This window comes from Paenibacillus silviterrae (assembly GCF_030167925.1).
GTDB lineage: Bacteria > Bacillota > Bacilli > Paenibacillales > NBRC-103111 > Paenibacillus_G > Paenibacillus_G silviterrae.
This window is the reverse complement of sequence record NZ_JASKUT010000001.1, coordinates 1,856,425-1,871,842: the sequence shown is the minus strand read 5'-3', so window position 1 is coordinate 1,871,842 and position 15,418 is coordinate 1,856,425. Positions and strand designations below refer to the sequence as shown.

Genomic DNA, 15,418 nt, shown 5'->3' with positions numbered 1-15,418 from the left:
TTTCGGAAAAAGTTCGTAATTTGTCAGCATCGGTCATTGATTCGTCCGGCAGGATTGAGTAAACTGTTACTATACCGTCAGAGGAAGGGGCGTTAGGGCCATGAATGCAAAGGTGCGCCATATACTCGACACGATTGCGGAAATGTTCCCCGATGCCCACTGCGAGCTGAATCACGCCAATCCGTTTGAATTAACGATTGCCGTACTGCTCTCGGCGCAATGCACCGATGAGACGGTCAACAAGGTGACGGCTGCGCTCTTTCAGAAATACAAGCGTCCGGAGGATTACCTGGCTGTGCCGCTTGAGGAGCTGGAGCAGGATATTCGCCGCATCGGTCTGTATCGCAACAAAGCCAAAAATATTCAGGCGCTTTGTGCGCTATTGCTGGACAAGCATGGCGGTGAGGTGCCTCGGGAGCACGAACTGCTCGTGGAGCTGCCCGGGGTAGGACGCAAGACGGCCAACGTCGTCGTTTCCAACGCCTTCGGCGTTCCGGCTATCGCCGTGGATACGCACGTGGAACGGGTATCCAAGCGATTAGGACTTGCGGGTCCGGACGATTCGGTATTAGAGGTCGAGAAGAAGCTGATGAAGAAGGTCCCCCGTGAGGAGTGGACGGATACGCATCATCGGTTAATCTTCTTCGGTAGATATCATTGCAAAGCGCAAAATCCGAACTGTGAAGCGTGCTCACTACTTGATTATTGCCGAGATGGAAAAAAACGTATGAAAACCGCCGTAAGCAGGAAACCTAGAACAAAGGCGATCAAGGAGAAGTCCGCCAAAGCTTGAAATCGAAGGGATTGAATCGTATGAAATGCATTTCTGTGTATACGAAGGATTTTGAAGTATTTTCCGACATTTATGAAAAGGTGCTCAGCACTCCATTAGAGGAAAACGAAGAGAAGCAAGTGGAAGGCGTTATGGTATCGGATTCGGGCAGCGTACCGGAACATTACCTCGACCGGATGAAAACCCGTCCTGAGGTTGTCGTGATGAAGGTGCGCGATAAAGATATTACGATTCTTCAGCATCGCGATTTGTTTGAAATTTTTATCCCGGAAACGGAAAATATGGTACACTAAAAACCGAAGCGATTCGGTTTTTTTGTTTGTTTGCGGGGAACAAGAGAGAAATGAAAAGTGGAGTGGGAGTAGGGGAGCTATGAACAGCGTGATGACAACAGGGGATTTGATGCAGCAGACCGTCAAAGGACTGCTGACACAGGTAGAGCAGGCCTCGGATGGGGAGCATGCCAAGAAAGTAAAACAGCTTCTGGAGAAGGCGGAAAGCGAAAGGCTGTTTATCGCGTTCTGCGGACACTTCTCGGCGGGGAAGTCGAGCTTGATCAATCGGCTGTGCGGGCATCCGCTGCTGCCGTCGAGTCCGATCCCGACAAGCGCCAACATCGTACGCATCGCGAGCGGGGAAGCCGGAGCCCATGTGGTGTATAGGGATGAAGCGGGGTCCAAGGAACGCGTGGAGCGCGTCCCGCTTGAGGGATTGGCCGAGCATTGCCGAAACGGAGAGGCGATCGAGACGGTCGAGATTCGTTACCCGATTCCTTTTCTCGGGGAGCACGCAGCGCTGCTGGACACCCCGGGGATCGACTCGACGGACGATGCGCACCATTTGGCGACGGAATCGGCCTTGCATTTGGCGGACGTCGTCTTTTATGTGATGGATTATAACCATGTGCAATCGGAGATCAATCTGTCCTTTACGAAGAAGATGAAGGAGTGGGGCAAGCCGCTCTATCTGATCATTAATATGATCGACAAGCACAGGGAAGCGGAGCTTCCTTTTGCGGCGTATCAGGCCGGGGTTCGCGACGCGTTCGCGAACTGGGGGGTTCAGCCGGACGGCATCCTCTACACCTCGGTGAAGGAGCCGGACCATCCTCACAGCGAGTGGGGCAAGCTGGATTGGCTGTTGAGCCGGCTGATCTCGCTGCGGGAGCCGCTGATGCGGCTCAGCCTGGAGAAGTCGGCGAAGGCCCTTGCCGCGGCTCATGCGGCGAAGATGGCCGAGCGGAACGAGCCGGCTAAGGAAGCGCTGCGCGCGAAGCTGGACGCCGACGAGGGGCTCGAGGAGGCGCAAAGGCTCTACGCGGAAGCGAGCGCCGAGCTGAAGCGGCTGGAGGCGCTGCCGCAGGAGCGGGAGGCGGCGATGCGCAAGGACGTGACGGCGGTGCTCGACAACGCCAACGTCATCCCGGCCGTGACGCGCGACCTCGCGCACGACTATTTACAAAGCCGCAAGCCCGGCTTTAAGGTGGGCTGGTTCGCCGGCGCCGCCAAGACGGCGAAGGAGGTGGAACGCCGGTTAGAGGCGTTCCATAAGGACTTTGCCACCCAAGTGGAAACGCAGGTGGCCCGTCATGTTCAGCAGACCGTCAAAGCGGGCTTCGAGGGCAGCGGTCTGCCCTCGGCGGAGCTGATCTCGGCAGCGGAATCGATCCATGTAAACGTCACGGCGGATTGGATGGCGTCCCTGGTGAATGAAGGCGCCGTCTTCGGCAACGAGTACACGCTTACCTTCTCCAAGCAGCTTTCGGCTGAGGTAAAGGGCCAGTACCGCAAGGAAGCGTTCGCCGTGCTGGAGGCGCTGGCCGCGCAGCTGGCCGAAGCGCTCGCCCCGCGGCGCGCGGAGCTGCAGCGGCAGCTGGCCGCGCTGCAGGAGCGCCTCAGCGGCCTGCAGCAGCTCGAGCGGCTAGCCGCCGAGGAAGCCGCCTACGCGGCTTCCCTGGCGACGCCGCTCGCTGCGCTGGCCGCGCCTGCGCCGGCGCTGCCGGACCCGGCCGCCGCCCCTGCGGAGGCGGCAAGCGCCCCAGCCGCGCGCAGCAGCAGCGCGGCCCCTGCCGGCGAGCCCGCCGCGGGGCTCGCCTGGATTGCGCCGGCGGCCGCAGGGCCCGCCGGCGAAGCGCCCGCGCAGCGGGCGCGGCGACGCTCGCCGGGGGCGAGCATCGCCGCCGCTTGCGCGAAGCCGCCGCGCGGCTGGACGCCGCCGCGCAGGAGCTCGCGGGCGTGGCGCCGCTCGCGTCGCTCCGCCGCTCCCTGCGGGAGAAGGCGGAGCGCCTCGGGCAGAGCCGCTTCACGATCGCGCTCTTCGGCGCCTTCAGCGCCGGCAAATCGTCGTTCGCCAATGCGCTGATCGGCGAACGCATCCTGCCGGTGTCGCCGAACCCGACGACCGCGGCGATCAACAAAATCATGCCGCCGGAGCCCGAGGCCGGCTGGCCTCACGGCACGGCGAAGATACGGATGAAGAGCGCCGAACGGCTCGCTTCCGACGTGCTGTACTCGCTGGAGGTACTGGGCTTTCCTGCTTCCGATATGACGGAGGCTCTTCAGGTGATCGCGAGACTTCGGGCAGACCAGATTCCGGGCAAGGGCAAGCCGCATTACTCCTTCCTGAAGGCGGTGGAGAAGGGGTGGTCCGAGCAATCGGCCTATTTGGGGCAAGAACGGAAAGCCTCCTTGGAACAGTTCCGGGAATACGCTGCCGAGGAAGCCAAGTCATGCTTCGTGGAGCTGATTGAGCTCTACTACATGAACCCGCTGACCGAGCAAGGGGTAGTCCTGGTCGATACGCCGGGAGCGGATTCCATCAACGCGCGTCATACCGGGGTTGCGTTTGAATACATCAAAAATGCGGACGCCATTTTATTCGTGACTTATTATAATCATGCCTTTTCCCATGCGGATCGCGAATTTTTGCTGCAGCTCGGCCGGGTGAAGGACAGCTTCGAGCTGGATAAAATGTTCTTTATCGTCAACGCGGCGGATTTGGCCTCCTCGGCGGAGGAGCTAAGCGGGGTGGTAGCCCATGTCGAAAGCAACCTCGTGCAGCACGGCATCCGCAAGCCGAGAATTTATCCGTTATCGAGCTATTACGCGCTGGAGGGGAAGGTCGATCAAAACGAAACACTTACCGCCCAATCCGGGATCACGCAATTCGAACAGGAGTTTATTCGGTTTACGTTCGAGGAGCTGACCGAGCTGGTCATCAAGGCAGGCGAAGCCGATATGCGCCGTGCCATGGAGGTGCTCAAGCGGTGGATCGCCAGCGCGCAATCGGACGAATCGGAGCGGCGCCGTGAGGCGGAGCAGCTTCGTGCCGACGTTCAGCTGTCCCTATCGTCCCTTCAGGGCTCGGATCCGTCCGCGGAGCGAAGGGAGCTGACGAAGGAGATCGAGGAGCTTCTCTATTACGTAAGGCAGCGGACGTCGTACCGGTTCGGCGAATTTTTCGGGCACTCCTTCAATCCGGCGGTCTTCCGTGAGGAGGGCAAGGACGCCAAAGCATTGCTGCAGGGAGCATGGGAGGAGCTCAAGCGAATGATTACCTTCGATTTGTCCCAGGAGGTACTCGCCACAACCCTGCGGATTGAGAACAAAATTAACAAGCTGATGGATTTGGCTGTCCAAGAATGGACAGCAGCCATTCGGACGCGGATCAACTCGTTCGACCCGCCTTCGCAGCCTGCCTTGAAGCTGGAAACACCCGAGCTGAAGGCATCGCTGCAGGCGGATGAAGTTACGGTGAAATGGCTGCAGAGCTTCTATAAAAATCCGAAGCAGTTCTTCGAGGGGGACGGACGGCAAAGCCTGCGTAAAGAGCTGGAGGCTAAGCTGGTAAGACCGATGAGTGAGTTTGCCGAGGCCCAAGCAGCCCAGCTCGTCCGCGCTTATCAGGACCAGCTGGAAGCGGCCTATCGTTCTCGCAGCAGCTTCCTCACGGAAGCGCTGCAGGAGCATGCAGACGGACTGCTAGCGGCCTTGGAGCAGCCGATCGACCTGCCGTCGCTCCAGAGCAAGCAAAGCCGTCTTCACGATCTTATCGAATCCTAAGCGCAATACACCGGGCTGTTCCTTTGGGGACAGCCCGTTTTACAAGATATTTGTGAAAAGGCTTACATCAAGGGGAATTGGCACTATATGCATGAAATAAGTGGATTGTATCCCCATAATGTGAGCAAATGGAGAAATTCCCCACGATAAGCAAGTTTACGGGAGCCAGCACTGTTGCCGCTCTCTACGTATGGTGATAGACTTCAATTCAAGCAAAGCGCTTTCTTAAGTGAGGTGAATCACAGCTTAGGATGTATTGGTTTTTCAAGGATTAAAGCGTTTTAATTATGAATGAGGAAGCTGCGCCGAAGAGCTCCGTTTACCGGACTCAAGACCAGGAATGGACGCAGCCGGCTTTGCCGCGGACATAGGTGGAGCTGCATAGGGGAGGGTCATGCGTTGGAAGTTTTTAAACAGCTGCGAGAGTATTATTGGAACGAAAAAAAGTTTTTCTTCGCCTCCTTCTTCAGCTTGATGGCGGCAACGGCACTAGGTTTGGTGTATCCGAACCTGCTGCGCTATTTGATCGATGAAGTGATCATGAAATCACAGTTTCAATCCGTGCCGATGCTCGCCCTGCTCGTCGTAGGCGTTATGGCCGTGAAAGCAACGTTTCAGTTTCTTCATGGCGCGTCCAGCGGCCGGCTCGGCAATCAGGTTGCCTTTAACTTGCGGAAAGCAACCTATCATAAACTTCAATATTTGTCGTTCCAATACTACGACAAGGCGCGCACAGGCGATTTGATGTCCCGTTTGACGGCGGATCTGCAGGCGGTCCGGGATTTTGTAGGCTTCGGCTCGGTGCAAATTCTAAACGTTTTCATGATGTTCACCTTCGGGACCATCATGATGATGACGATCGACTGGAAATTGACGCTGCTCACCATGGCTTCCATGCCGTTTCTTGTATTTACGGCTATTCGGTTTGAAGGAAAAATTCATCCGGCGTTTCGTTCGATTCGCAAATCGATGAGCTCGATGACGACCTCGGTTCAGGAGAATATCACGGGAGTGAGAACCGTGAAATCGTTTGCGCGCGAGCCGCACGAAATCGACAAATTCTCGGAACGCAACGAGGATTATCGAGTGAACAACGTATCGACCGCGGGAATATGGGCGACCTATTTTCCGGTGATGGAGCTGTTTGCGAACCTCAGTGTGGTCATCCTCCTCGGAGTCGGGGGCTATATGGTCATTCAGGGCTCGATATCGCTTGGAGAGCTCGTTGCCTTCTTCAGCCTAATCTGGTACATCATCGGACCTTTGTGGCAAATCGGCTTTCATATTAACAACTTCACCCAATCCAAGGCGGCAGGGGAACGGCTGCTCGAAATTCTTCATCAATATGTTCATGTGAAGGATAAAGAAAACGCCATCAAGCTGACAACAGACCGGGTGAAAGGGCATGTGAAATTTGAAGGGGTAACCTTTGCCTATCCGGAGAAGAAGCCTGCGCTCCAAAGCTTTGAGCTGAACGCTCCTGCAGGGTCCGTGATCGGCTTGCTCGGCGGTACCGGTTCGGGAAAATCCACTGTGATTCAGCTGCTGCTGCGTGCGTATAACGTGAAGGAAGGCAGGATCTCGCTGGACGGCGTGGATATTCGCGATGTCACTCTGGAGAGCCTGCGCGAGCAAATGGCCGTTGTTTTCCAGGAGACGTTCCTGTTCTCCTCGACGATCCGCAACAATATTGCCTACGGAGTGAAGGAAGCCTCCATGGACGAGATTATTCGGGCTGCGAAGCTGGCCAAGGCACATGATTTCATTATGGAGCTGCCTCTTGGCTATGATACGATCGTTGGGGAACGGGGTCTCGGACTGTCCGGCGGTCAGAAGCAGCGGATTGCGATTGCAAGAGCCATTCTGAAGAATCCGAAAATTTTAATTCTGGATGACGCTACAAGTGCAGTCGATATGGAAACCGAGCATGAGATTCAGAGGGGCTTCCAAGAGGTCATGGAGGGCAGAACGACCTTCATTATCGCTCACCGGATTTCCTCGCTGAAGCATGCGGATGAAATTATTGTGCTGGAGGAAGGAAAGATAGTGCAGCGCGGCACCCATGATCAGCTGATGAAGCAAGAGGGACCTTATCTGGAGACGTACAAAATTCAGTTCGCCGACCATCCGGATGAAGTGGAAGACAGCGCAGCGACGGAGCCGTCCGGCCGCGTGTCCATGGCGGTGCAAGAGCAAGGCGAACAGGAAGCGGCGGCAGCTGCGCAGCAGAAGGTCAGGGGGGTCGTGCATTGAGTAAGAATGCCAAGCAACAGACGGAGCTAAATCAACGGTTCGTTTACCAGGATGACGAAGAGCTGGATAAAGGCTTTGACTGGGGACAAGTGAAACGCCTCAGCGTTTATATGAAGCCGTATGCCAAACAAATTATTTCTGTCATTGTCACGATGATGTGTGTGGGAGCGCTCACGAAGCTGCTGAATCCGCTGTTGATCGCTTATGCGATCGACAATGCTTTGACCGGCGACGGAGATCAGAAGCTGCTGTTTTATTGTGTCGGAGGCATGCTGACTCTCTATTTGATCCAATGGTTTGCCAACAGCTTCCGGATCCGGTATACGAATATGATCGGGCAGCGCGTCATTTATGATTTACGGCATGATTTGTTCAGCCATATTCAGCAGTTATCCTTTAAATTTTTCGATAAGCGTCCGGCCGGCTCGATTCTGGTTAGAATTACAAACTATGTAAACTCTTTGCAGGACCTGCTGGCTAACGGGGCGGTCAACCTAATGATCGACTGCGTGCAGCTTGTTGGGATCGTTGCGATATTGCTCGTGTACAATGCGAAGCTGGGGGCTGCGATCATCATCACAGTGCCGATCATGTTCGTAATCTCCACCAAGCTGAGAGTACATATTCGCCGCTCCTGGCAGGTCGTTCAGACGAAGCAGTCCCGAATCAACGCCCACTTGAACGAGTGTATTCAGGGCATTAAGGTGACGCAGGCTTACACGCAAGAGAAGGAAAACATCGCTTACTTTGACGAAATGAACAAGGACAATCACCGTATTTGGAATCGCGCTTCGACCTTGAACCAGAGCTTCAACCCGCTGATCGAGGTGACGGGAGCGATCGGTTACTGCATCTTGTTCTGGCTCGGCGCTTATTTGATTCAACAGGAGCAAATTACCGTCGGTACGCTGGTTATGTTCGCTACGTATATCGGCCACTTCTGGGAGCCGATCAACCGATTGGGCCAGATGTATTCCCAAATGCTCATTGCGATGGCTTCCTCGGAGCGGATTTTCGAATTCATCGATGAACAGCCGACGGTGGCGGAGCATAAAGACGCTAAGACGCTCCCTGCGATCCAAGGCAACATCCGGTTTGACGCCGTTGAGTTTGAGTATGAGCCGGGTCGTCATGCGCTGAAGCGAATCGATCTGGATGTCAAGGCAGGCCAGTCGATTGCGCTTGTCGGTCACACAGGCTCCGGGAAAAGCACCATCATCAACCTGCTTTGCCGTTTCTATGACGTTACGAACGGGGCGATCCTGATCGACGGGCACGATATCCGGGATGTTACGATCCAGAGCCTGCGCTCTCAGGTCGGCATTGTTCTGCAGGACACATTCATCTTCTCCGGGACGATTCGGGATAACATTCGCTTCGGCCGTCTCGATGCTACCGATGCGGAGATCGAAGCGGCAGCCAAGGCGGTACGGGCGCATGATTTCATCGCTGCTCTTCCGCACGGCTACGATACCGAGGTTCAAGAGCGAGGCAACGTGCTTTCCATGGGACAGCGGCAGCTGATCTCCTTCGCGCGGGCTCTGCTCGCGGATCCTCGCATCCTCATTCTGGATGAAGCTACGGCCAGCATCGACACGGAGACCGAGCTGAAAATTCAGGAGGCGCTGAAGACGCTGATGGCCGGTCGTACTACTTTTATCATCGCTCACCGGCTATCTACGATTCGCCATGCCGATCATATTCTCGTGCTTGATCACGGGAATATTATGGAGCAGGGCAATCACGAGCAGCTTATGGCTCATAAAGGGATCTATCACGGGCTCATCCAAGCCCAATATCGTTTCCTCCGGGAAGTGGTATAATCCCGCTGCGCACGGTCTGAAGCGTTCGTTTTCTTAACCGCCAAAGCCTCTTGTTCCCCCTCTCGTAAGGGGGAGCGGGAGGTTTTTTCTCTTTTTCTCGGCTTTTTTCGGAAGGGTCCGCATAGAATGAAAGAAATAGGCGAAGGTTCGCCAATTCATAGCAACCGGGAGGTAAGTAGACGTTGATAATGCGTAAAGGAAGCTTGAAATGGATCCTGGAAGCCGTTCAATGGTTGATTGCCTTAGTTGTTATCCTCAGCACCATGCTGACCGGGCGTTGGTATGTCAAAGCCCATGTGGAGGAGCGCTACGACGTGTATTTGGACGACCAGCCGCTTGGAACCGTATCCAATCCGGAGGAGATAAAACAATGGGAAGAAAAGCAGCGTCAGGCGTTTCTGGAGTCGTGGGGACTTACCAATGTCCAGGTGACCTCGAATCTGGATCGCTTACGATTTGAGATAAATCAAAGCTTCTCCCAAGAAAATGCCATCGATGTGGTGCTTTCCGAGTTGGGCGGCCGCATCGTTTTTGGCGTGCTGGCTACGGAGCTTCGGGTGGACGGTAAATCGCTGGGGTTTCTCAAGGACCGGAGTACCGCCGAAGCGCTGCTGGCGGAGCTGAAGCAGCCCTTCGTAGGCAAAACTAAGAAGGTGACCGCTTTATCGGCTGACGCGGTGGAACCGGTGAGCGCCCACATGGAAACATACGCCGATTTCGTTCAGAAGGTCGAGCTCATCGATACGCCGGTAACTCCCGATCGGATTACACCGGCGGAACGCATCCGGGAAACCATTGCCGCAGGTGAGGTACAGCCGGTCAGCTATACGGTGGAGAAGGGCGATGCCATTTCGAAAATCGCGAAAAAGTTCAACATTCCGCAATCTCAAATTTACGCGAATAATCCGGAGCTAAAGGGCGATTTTATCAAGATCGGCCAGGAGCTGAATATTACGGTTCGTCAGCCGCTGCTTGCCGTGAAAACGATGGAATCCCGTAAAGAAAAGGTAACGGTTCCAAGCGGGATTGTATATGAGAAGGACGATAGTCTGAAGCAGGGGATCATTCAGATCGTTTCGCAGGGCAAGCCCGGCGCCAAGCTGAAAACCTACCAAACCACGCGGATCAATGGCAATGTGGTGGAGGAGGTCGTTACGGAAGAGCAGGAGCTTGAGCCGCCTGTGCAAACGGTAGTGAAGCAGGGAACGAAGGTTGTTCCGGGTGTCGGCACCGGACGCTTCTCCCTTCCGGTGTTATCTCCCCGAGTTACCAGTGAATACGGGCAGCGATGGGGGAGAAAGCATTCCGGGATGGATCTGGTATCCGATAAGAAAACCATTTTGGCCGCAGATCATGGGAAGGTGGTATTCGCCGGCGTGAAGTCCGGTTACGGGAATACGATCATCATCGATCATCAGAACGGATATGAAACGTTGTATGGACATTTGAGCAAAATTGAGGTTCGCGAAGGGCATCCCGTCGAAAAAGGGGAGAAAATCGGCATCATGGGGAGCACCGGAAACTCTACCGGCGTGCATCTGCACTTTGAGGTGATGCGCGACGGACAGCAGGAAAATCCGATGAAATATTTAAGCATCTAGCGAAAGCTGCGCAGCGGAGGCGAGGAGCGATGTTGAGTAAAAAGCTGTCAGTAGGCATCGTTAACTGTGAAAAGACGTACGCCTATTCCCTTCCAACTGTCAAATCCAAAGTGTTGGCCTCCCTTTTACGGGAGGAACAGGCCCCCATTTTATCCGAGAGCCAATATTATTATAAAATCCGTTTAGGGGGAAGCAGGGTCGGTTGGGTTCGGAAAAAGCATATCATTCGGGAGCATCGCGAGCGTCTGATCGTCGGCTGGCATGCGTTCGGCACCACAACGGATTATATGGAGCGTACGGAGCGTGCGGCACCCGTCGAGATCGTATCCCCCCGGTGGATGATGCTGCAGCAGGAGGCACCCTATGTGACTCATACGGTGGATGCGAAGTTCGTTGCCTGGTGTCGTGAGCATGGCAAAAAGGTTTGGGCGATGCTGGGCAACCGGTTCGATCCGGAGCTGACGGATATGATTTTGAGCGATGCCTCCAAACGTGAAGAGCTGGTGAAAGCATTGGTCGAGCTGTGTTCAGTTTATCAGCTGGATGGGATCAATGTGAATTTCGAAAACATCAATCCGCGGAATAAAACGCACTTGGCAGAAACGGTTTCGGCGCTTAGGGAGGCCTTGCATCCGCTTGGAAAAACCACAACGGTCGGTGTCACGCGGCATAACCCTGATCCGCATTCGGGCTCCTACGATCGCAGGGAGTTGGCTAAAGCAGCCGATTATCTTATCCTGATGGGTTATGAGGAGCACTGGCCGGGAGGAAGCAAGGCCGGCCCCGCCGCTTCTTATCCCTGGGTGGAGGAAGGGATCAAGCTGCTGCTGAAGGAAGCGCCGGCACATAAGGTTTTGCTGGGCATTCCTCTCTATACGAGAAAGTGGACCTCCGATTCGGGAAAGGGAACCTTGACCAGTGAGCAGCTGTCCATGACTCAGGCCCGAAACGAAGCGGAACGCAGGAATTTGTCACTCCGCTGGCTTCCTATAACGAAGCAGCACTACGCAGAATATACGGTAGGCAGTCAGCGGCACCAGCTATGGGTGGAGGATAAAGCCTCCTTGGAGCAGCGGCTCCAGCTTGTGGAGCAGTACCAGCTCGGCGGCGCTGCCTTCTGGTATTTAGGCATGGAATCACACGACATTTGGTCCCTGCTGTAGCACTATCCGCTCATGTCTCGAATATAACTCCTCGGCCTCAAAGTCGTGTTTGCCCCTCATCGACATTCCTCTATTTCAAAAAGGTAGCGTTACATCTGGGTCCTCCCCGATTTGGGTAAAGGTTGCTCCGTTGTACCGGATGTGGCGGCTCTTAGGGCGGAATACGGAAGGAGAGCATACGGTATTGTCGCGTGTTCAACGTATTCATTCCGTCAGGTGACCATCCGGGATTGCAATGCTGCTATAGTGCAAAAATCCACGATGCCAAGGGAGTTTCAGAACGAGATTTGTGAGAATCAGCATCTTTAAAAGTGCACAATGGCTTTGAACCGAGACAAATGGTCTTGGAATGTTGTACATACGCAGAAATCCTCTTGCATTGGACACCAATCATGGAAAAAAGCTGTCTATTTGCACAAATGTCCAGTACTATAAAGGAATCCATGGATATATAAGCAGGAGTAGATCCGGAAGAGAAAGACTATGGGGTGGAGCTTATTATCTCCGATCCCAAGCAGCACAAAGGACCGTCCGAAATCGGACGGTTTTTCCTATTCTCTCCCCCATTTCCGATGGGGCTGTTTTGATGGTTTAGAAAGTGACATCCTCGGAATAGCGGGAAAATATCTTCAGCCGCGAGTTTTGGCTTGCCGTCTACACCATAACATTCTAATCAAATGACGGCAAACAAGATGTTTTAGTTGAGGCTGAGGATATTTCCAGCGAAATATTGAAGCTGTCCATTTCTTTAACCCCACAACAGCCCCATTTGCAAATCCCCTCGTAAACCGCTACTCTAAAAAGGAAAGTAACTTGCAAATTACCACGGGGGGAGCTACGTAACGCATGAACTCGGCAAAAAGACTATGGCGCGTGACAGGAGCTGCCGTATTGGTCTCAACCGTCGTCTGCGCGGTCGGCTTCGGTTATGCAATCAAGGAAATCATGTTTCCTTCACCCATCACGGGTACGGAAACCTCGGTTCCCGGAGGAGCGGCAGCTAAGCCCGTAGAAGAAAATTGGGCTGCGAAGCAGCAAATTCGTATCGTCGCCTTAGGGGATTCTCTGAGTGCAGGGACTGGAGACTTGTCCGGCAGGGGTTATGTAGGGCAGGTGAAGGAGAAGCTTCAGGAGCAGCTGGGCAAGCCTGTATTCGTTTATAATAATTTCGCGATCCCGGGGTTTCGTACGTATGATTTATTGAAGGATTGGGATGCGAAGAAGGATATCGATAAATCGCTGTCGGAGGCGGATTTGGTGCTGTTCACCATCGGGGGAAACGACCTGTTCGAGGGGGGACAAGATCTGTTCACGAATCCGCAGACGGGAGAAGGCTTCAATTCGCAGGCTGCGGCGCAGCGGCTGCCGGAGGCGGTCAAGCGGCTGGAGCAGGTGATGGATCGAGTAGCCAAAGCAGCCCCGAAGGCCAAAATTATGTATGTCGGCTTGTATCATCCGTTCCTGGATCTCGACCCGAAGCGGGAAGGCTCGCCGCTCGTACAGCGCTGGAATACGGCTGCCTTTGAGATTGCGAATAAATATCCGAATGTCACGGTAGTACCGACGTTCGATTTGTTCGAATTGAATCTCAATAAATATTTATATACCGATCATTTTCATCCCAATCAGGACGGCTACGAGCGGATCGCCGGGCGTATTGCCGACATATTGAAGTAGTGGGGAGGCAGAGCTTATGCCAGAGGTTGTTTTATCCGTCGACCGGGTGAAGAAGCGCATCAAAAATCGGGAAATCATTAAAGGGATCAGCTTCGAGGTGTATGCGGGGGAAATCTTCGGCTTTCTGGGGCCCAACGGCTCCGGGAAAACGACGACGATACGTATGCTCGTCGACCTCATACGGCCGACGGAGGGCACGATTCAAATTTGTGGCTACGACGTACATAAGCAGCATAACCAGGCGCTTCAGTATGTCGGATGTATCGTAGAGAACCCGGAGCTGTATTCCTATCTTACCGGCTGGGAAAACCTGGAACACTTCGCCCGGATGCTGCCGGGCGTGAACGAGAAACGCATTAGTGAAGTCGTGGAGATCGTAGGCATGGACAAGCGCATCCACGATGTGGTTAAGACGTACTCTCTTGGCATGCGGCAGCGTTTAGGGATTGCGCAAGCGCTCTTGAACAACCCCAAGCTGCTCATATTGGACGAGCCGACGAACGGACTGGATCCGCAAGGGATTAAGGAGCTGCGTGAATTTATCCGCAAGCTGGCGGATGGTGGTCTCAGCTTGTTCGTATCCAGTCATTTGCTAAGTGAAATTCAGCAAATGTGCGACCGGGTCGCCATCATCAGCCAGGGCGAGGTCATTCAGGTCGGCGAGGTATCCGCGCTGGTCGACCGATCCGTCAGCCGGGTGCTCTGGAAGGCATCGCCGAAGGAAGCAGCCTTGCAGGTGCTGTCTTTTTTTCCGAATGTGAAGGTGCTGAACTCCCCGCAGCCGGACGATCATTCGGATTCTGCGATAACGACGGAGTTAAGCCCGGAGGACGTTCCTGAGGTTACCAAACGAATGATCGAAGCCGGAATCGAGCTGTATGGCATTGAAACGAAAAATCCGACCTTAGAGGATTTATTCCTGCAGCTGACGGAGGGGGAGCGCATTGGTTAGCTTGTATCCGCTTGTCGTGAACGAATGCATCAAGATCGTCAAGAAAAAGCGATTGCTGGTCGTCTTATTAATACTGGCGGCCATTATCCCAATGTTTACTTATGCGCAAATGAAGGTCGCCGATAATGCCCGCAAGCAGTTCGGCACGACGGATTGGCGAGTGGAGCTTAGACAAAAAATTACGGATTACCAGCGAAGCCTCTCCAGCGGCCGCATGCCGGAGGAATGGAAGCAGTGGCGTCGTGTCGAGATTAAGCAGGCGCAATACTATTTGGATAAAGATGTGAATCCGTCCAGTCCGAACGGGGTAACCTTTACAAGAGAATTTGTAAAAAATGCGATCGGCCTTTTTATCCCTCTTATGGTTATGGTGATTGCCGCAGACCTCGTCTCCGGCGAGCATACGACTGGTACGATCAAGCTTTTATTGACAAGACCCGTGCAGCGCTCCAAAATTTTACTGAGTAAGTACATCACGCTGGTTTTGTTCGTTTCCTTTACGGTGATAGCCACAGGTCTCATTGCTTATGGGATTTCCGGCGTTGTCTTTGGATATGGCGGCTGGGATATGCCGGTATTTATGGGCTTTCAGGTGAATGGAACGGAGGTCGATTTCTCCTATGTCCGGGCGGTCGATCAATGGTTCTATCTGCTGATGGAATTCGGGCTGGTTTGGTATACCGCGCTGATTGTGGGCATTATTACCTTAATGGTGTCCGTCCTTGTTCGAAGCACGGCGGCAGGTATGGGGATCATGCTCGCGGTGCTCATCTCGGGTACGATTTTGACCAGCATGGTCTCGTCCTGGGAGACGGCGAAATATTTGTTTATGGTCAATTTGAAGCTCACCGACTACTTAAGCGGCGCCTTGCCGCCGATCAAAGGCATGAGCCTGCTCTTCTCCTTAACGGTGCTTACCGTGTGGGGATTGCTGTCGGTCATTGTCTCTTTTACTGTCTTTACGAAAAAAGATGTGTTGAACTAAGCGGATCAAATGTTATAATGCAGATTAGCTGTAAAAACTGTTGACAACTGACATGTTCGGTTGCAAGTGGATGGACCGACAACGGATCTTGTGATTCCACGCTGTAACAG

At 54.0% G+C, this 15,418-nt stretch carries 11 protein-coding genes; all 11 read left to right on the top strand.

Annotation, left to right across the window (positions count from 1 at the left end):
* Nucleotides 1–100: 100 nt before the first annotated feature.
* The 11 genes from nth to QMO62_RS08075 all read left to right on the top strand — a co-directional run bounded on the left by nth (nt 101) and on the right by QMO62_RS08075 (nt 15,308).
* Nucleotides 101–793: an endonuclease III gene (gene nth / locus QMO62_RS08125; RefSeq protein ID WP_284640141.1), complete on the top strand. Its 693-nt coding sequence runs from the start codon at nt 101–103 to the stop codon at nt 791–793.
* 20 nt (nt 794–813) lie between these two features.
* Nucleotides 814–1,086 (top strand): NAD/NADP transhydrogenase alpha subunit, encoded by a 273-nt coding sequence (locus QMO62_RS08120; protein ID WP_284644896.1) that lies wholly within the window; start codon nt 814–816, stop codon nt 1,084–1,086.
* Between the two features lie 79 nt (nt 1,087–1,165).
* Complete coding sequence (locus tag QMO62_RS08115) at nt 1,166–3,154, top strand: dynamin family protein (RefSeq protein ID WP_284640140.1); 1,989 nt, start codon at nt 1,166–1,168, stop codon at nt 3,152–3,154.
* Complete coding sequence (locus tag QMO62_RS08110; protein WP_284644895.1) at nt 3,058–4,854, top strand: dynamin family protein; 1,797 nt, start codon at nt 3,058–3,060, stop codon at nt 4,852–4,854. Before QMO62_RS08115 ends, QMO62_RS08110 begins: the two co-directional genes overlap by 97 nt.
* 399 nt (nt 4,855–5,253) lie before the next feature.
* On the top strand, nt 5,254–7,107 hold the full coding sequence (locus tag QMO62_RS08105) for an ABC transporter ATP-binding protein (protein ID WP_284640138.1): 1,854 nt from the start codon (nt 5,254–5,256) through the stop codon (nt 7,105–7,107).
* Nucleotides 7,104–8,930 carry an ABC transporter ATP-binding protein gene (locus tag QMO62_RS08100; protein ID WP_284640136.1) on the top strand — a complete coding sequence of 609 codons (1,827 nt, stop codon included), beginning with the start codon at nt 7,104–7,106 and terminating at the stop codon, nt 8,928–8,930. Before QMO62_RS08105 ends, QMO62_RS08100 begins: the two co-directional genes overlap by 4 nt.
* Before the next feature lie 188 nt (nt 8,931–9,118).
* Nucleotides 9,119–10,531: a M23 family metallopeptidase gene (locus tag QMO62_RS08095; RefSeq protein ID WP_284644894.1), complete on the top strand. Its 1,413-nt coding sequence runs from the start codon at nt 9,119–9,121 to the stop codon at nt 10,529–10,531.
* A 29-nt stretch (nt 10,532–10,560) separates the two neighbouring features.
* Complete coding sequence (locus tag QMO62_RS08090) at nt 10,561–11,694, top strand: glycosyl hydrolase family 18 protein (protein ID WP_284640134.1); 1,134 nt, start codon at nt 10,561–10,563, stop codon at nt 11,692–11,694.
* Nucleotides 11,695–12,540: 846 nt separating this feature from the next.
* Nucleotides 12,541–13,371, top strand: coding sequence for a GDSL-type esterase/lipase family protein (locus tag QMO62_RS08085; RefSeq protein ID WP_284640133.1), 831 nt, complete (start codon nt 12,541–12,543; stop codon nt 13,369–13,371).
* Between the two features lie 16 nt (nt 13,372–13,387).
* Nucleotides 13,388–14,323, top strand: coding sequence for an ABC transporter ATP-binding protein (locus QMO62_RS08080; protein WP_284640132.1), 936 nt, complete (start codon nt 13,388–13,390; stop codon nt 14,321–14,323).
* The gene (locus tag QMO62_RS08075) at nt 14,316–15,308 is read left to right on the top strand and encodes an ABC transporter permease (protein ID WP_284640131.1); all 993 of its coding nucleotides are present in this window, start codon (nt 14,316–14,318) and stop codon (nt 15,306–15,308) included. The genes QMO62_RS08080 and QMO62_RS08075 overlap by 8 nt, the downstream gene beginning before the upstream one ends.
* The last annotated feature ends 110 nt before the right edge of the window (nt 15,309–15,418 follow it).

What these genes read in the sequence shown, in the direction of transcription:
- nth (WP_284640141.1), top strand. Translation starts at nt 101, where the DNA reads ATGAATGCAAAGGTGCGCCATATACTCGACACGATTGCGGAAATGTTC.
- QMO62_RS08120 (WP_284644896.1), top strand. Translation starts at nt 814, where the DNA reads ATGAAATGCATTTCTGTGTATACGAAGGATTTTGAAGTATTTTCCGAC.
- QMO62_RS08115 (WP_284640140.1), top strand. Translation starts at nt 1,166, where the DNA reads ATGAACAGCGTGATGACAACAGGGGATTTGATGCAGCAGACCGTCAAA.
- QMO62_RS08095 (WP_284644894.1), top strand. Translation starts at nt 9,119, where the DNA reads ATGCGTAAAGGAAGCTTGAAATGGATCCTGGAAGCCGTTCAATGGTTG.
- QMO62_RS08090 (WP_284640134.1), top strand. Translation starts at nt 10,561, where the DNA reads ATGTTGAGTAAAAAGCTGTCAGTAGGCATCGTTAACTGTGAAAAGACG.
- QMO62_RS08085 (WP_284640133.1), top strand. Translation starts at nt 12,541, where the DNA reads ATGAACTCGGCAAAAAGACTATGGCGCGTGACAGGAGCTGCCGTATTG.
- QMO62_RS08080 (WP_284640132.1), top strand. Translation starts at nt 13,388, where the DNA reads ATGCCAGAGGTTGTTTTATCCGTCGACCGGGTGAAGAAGCGCATCAAA.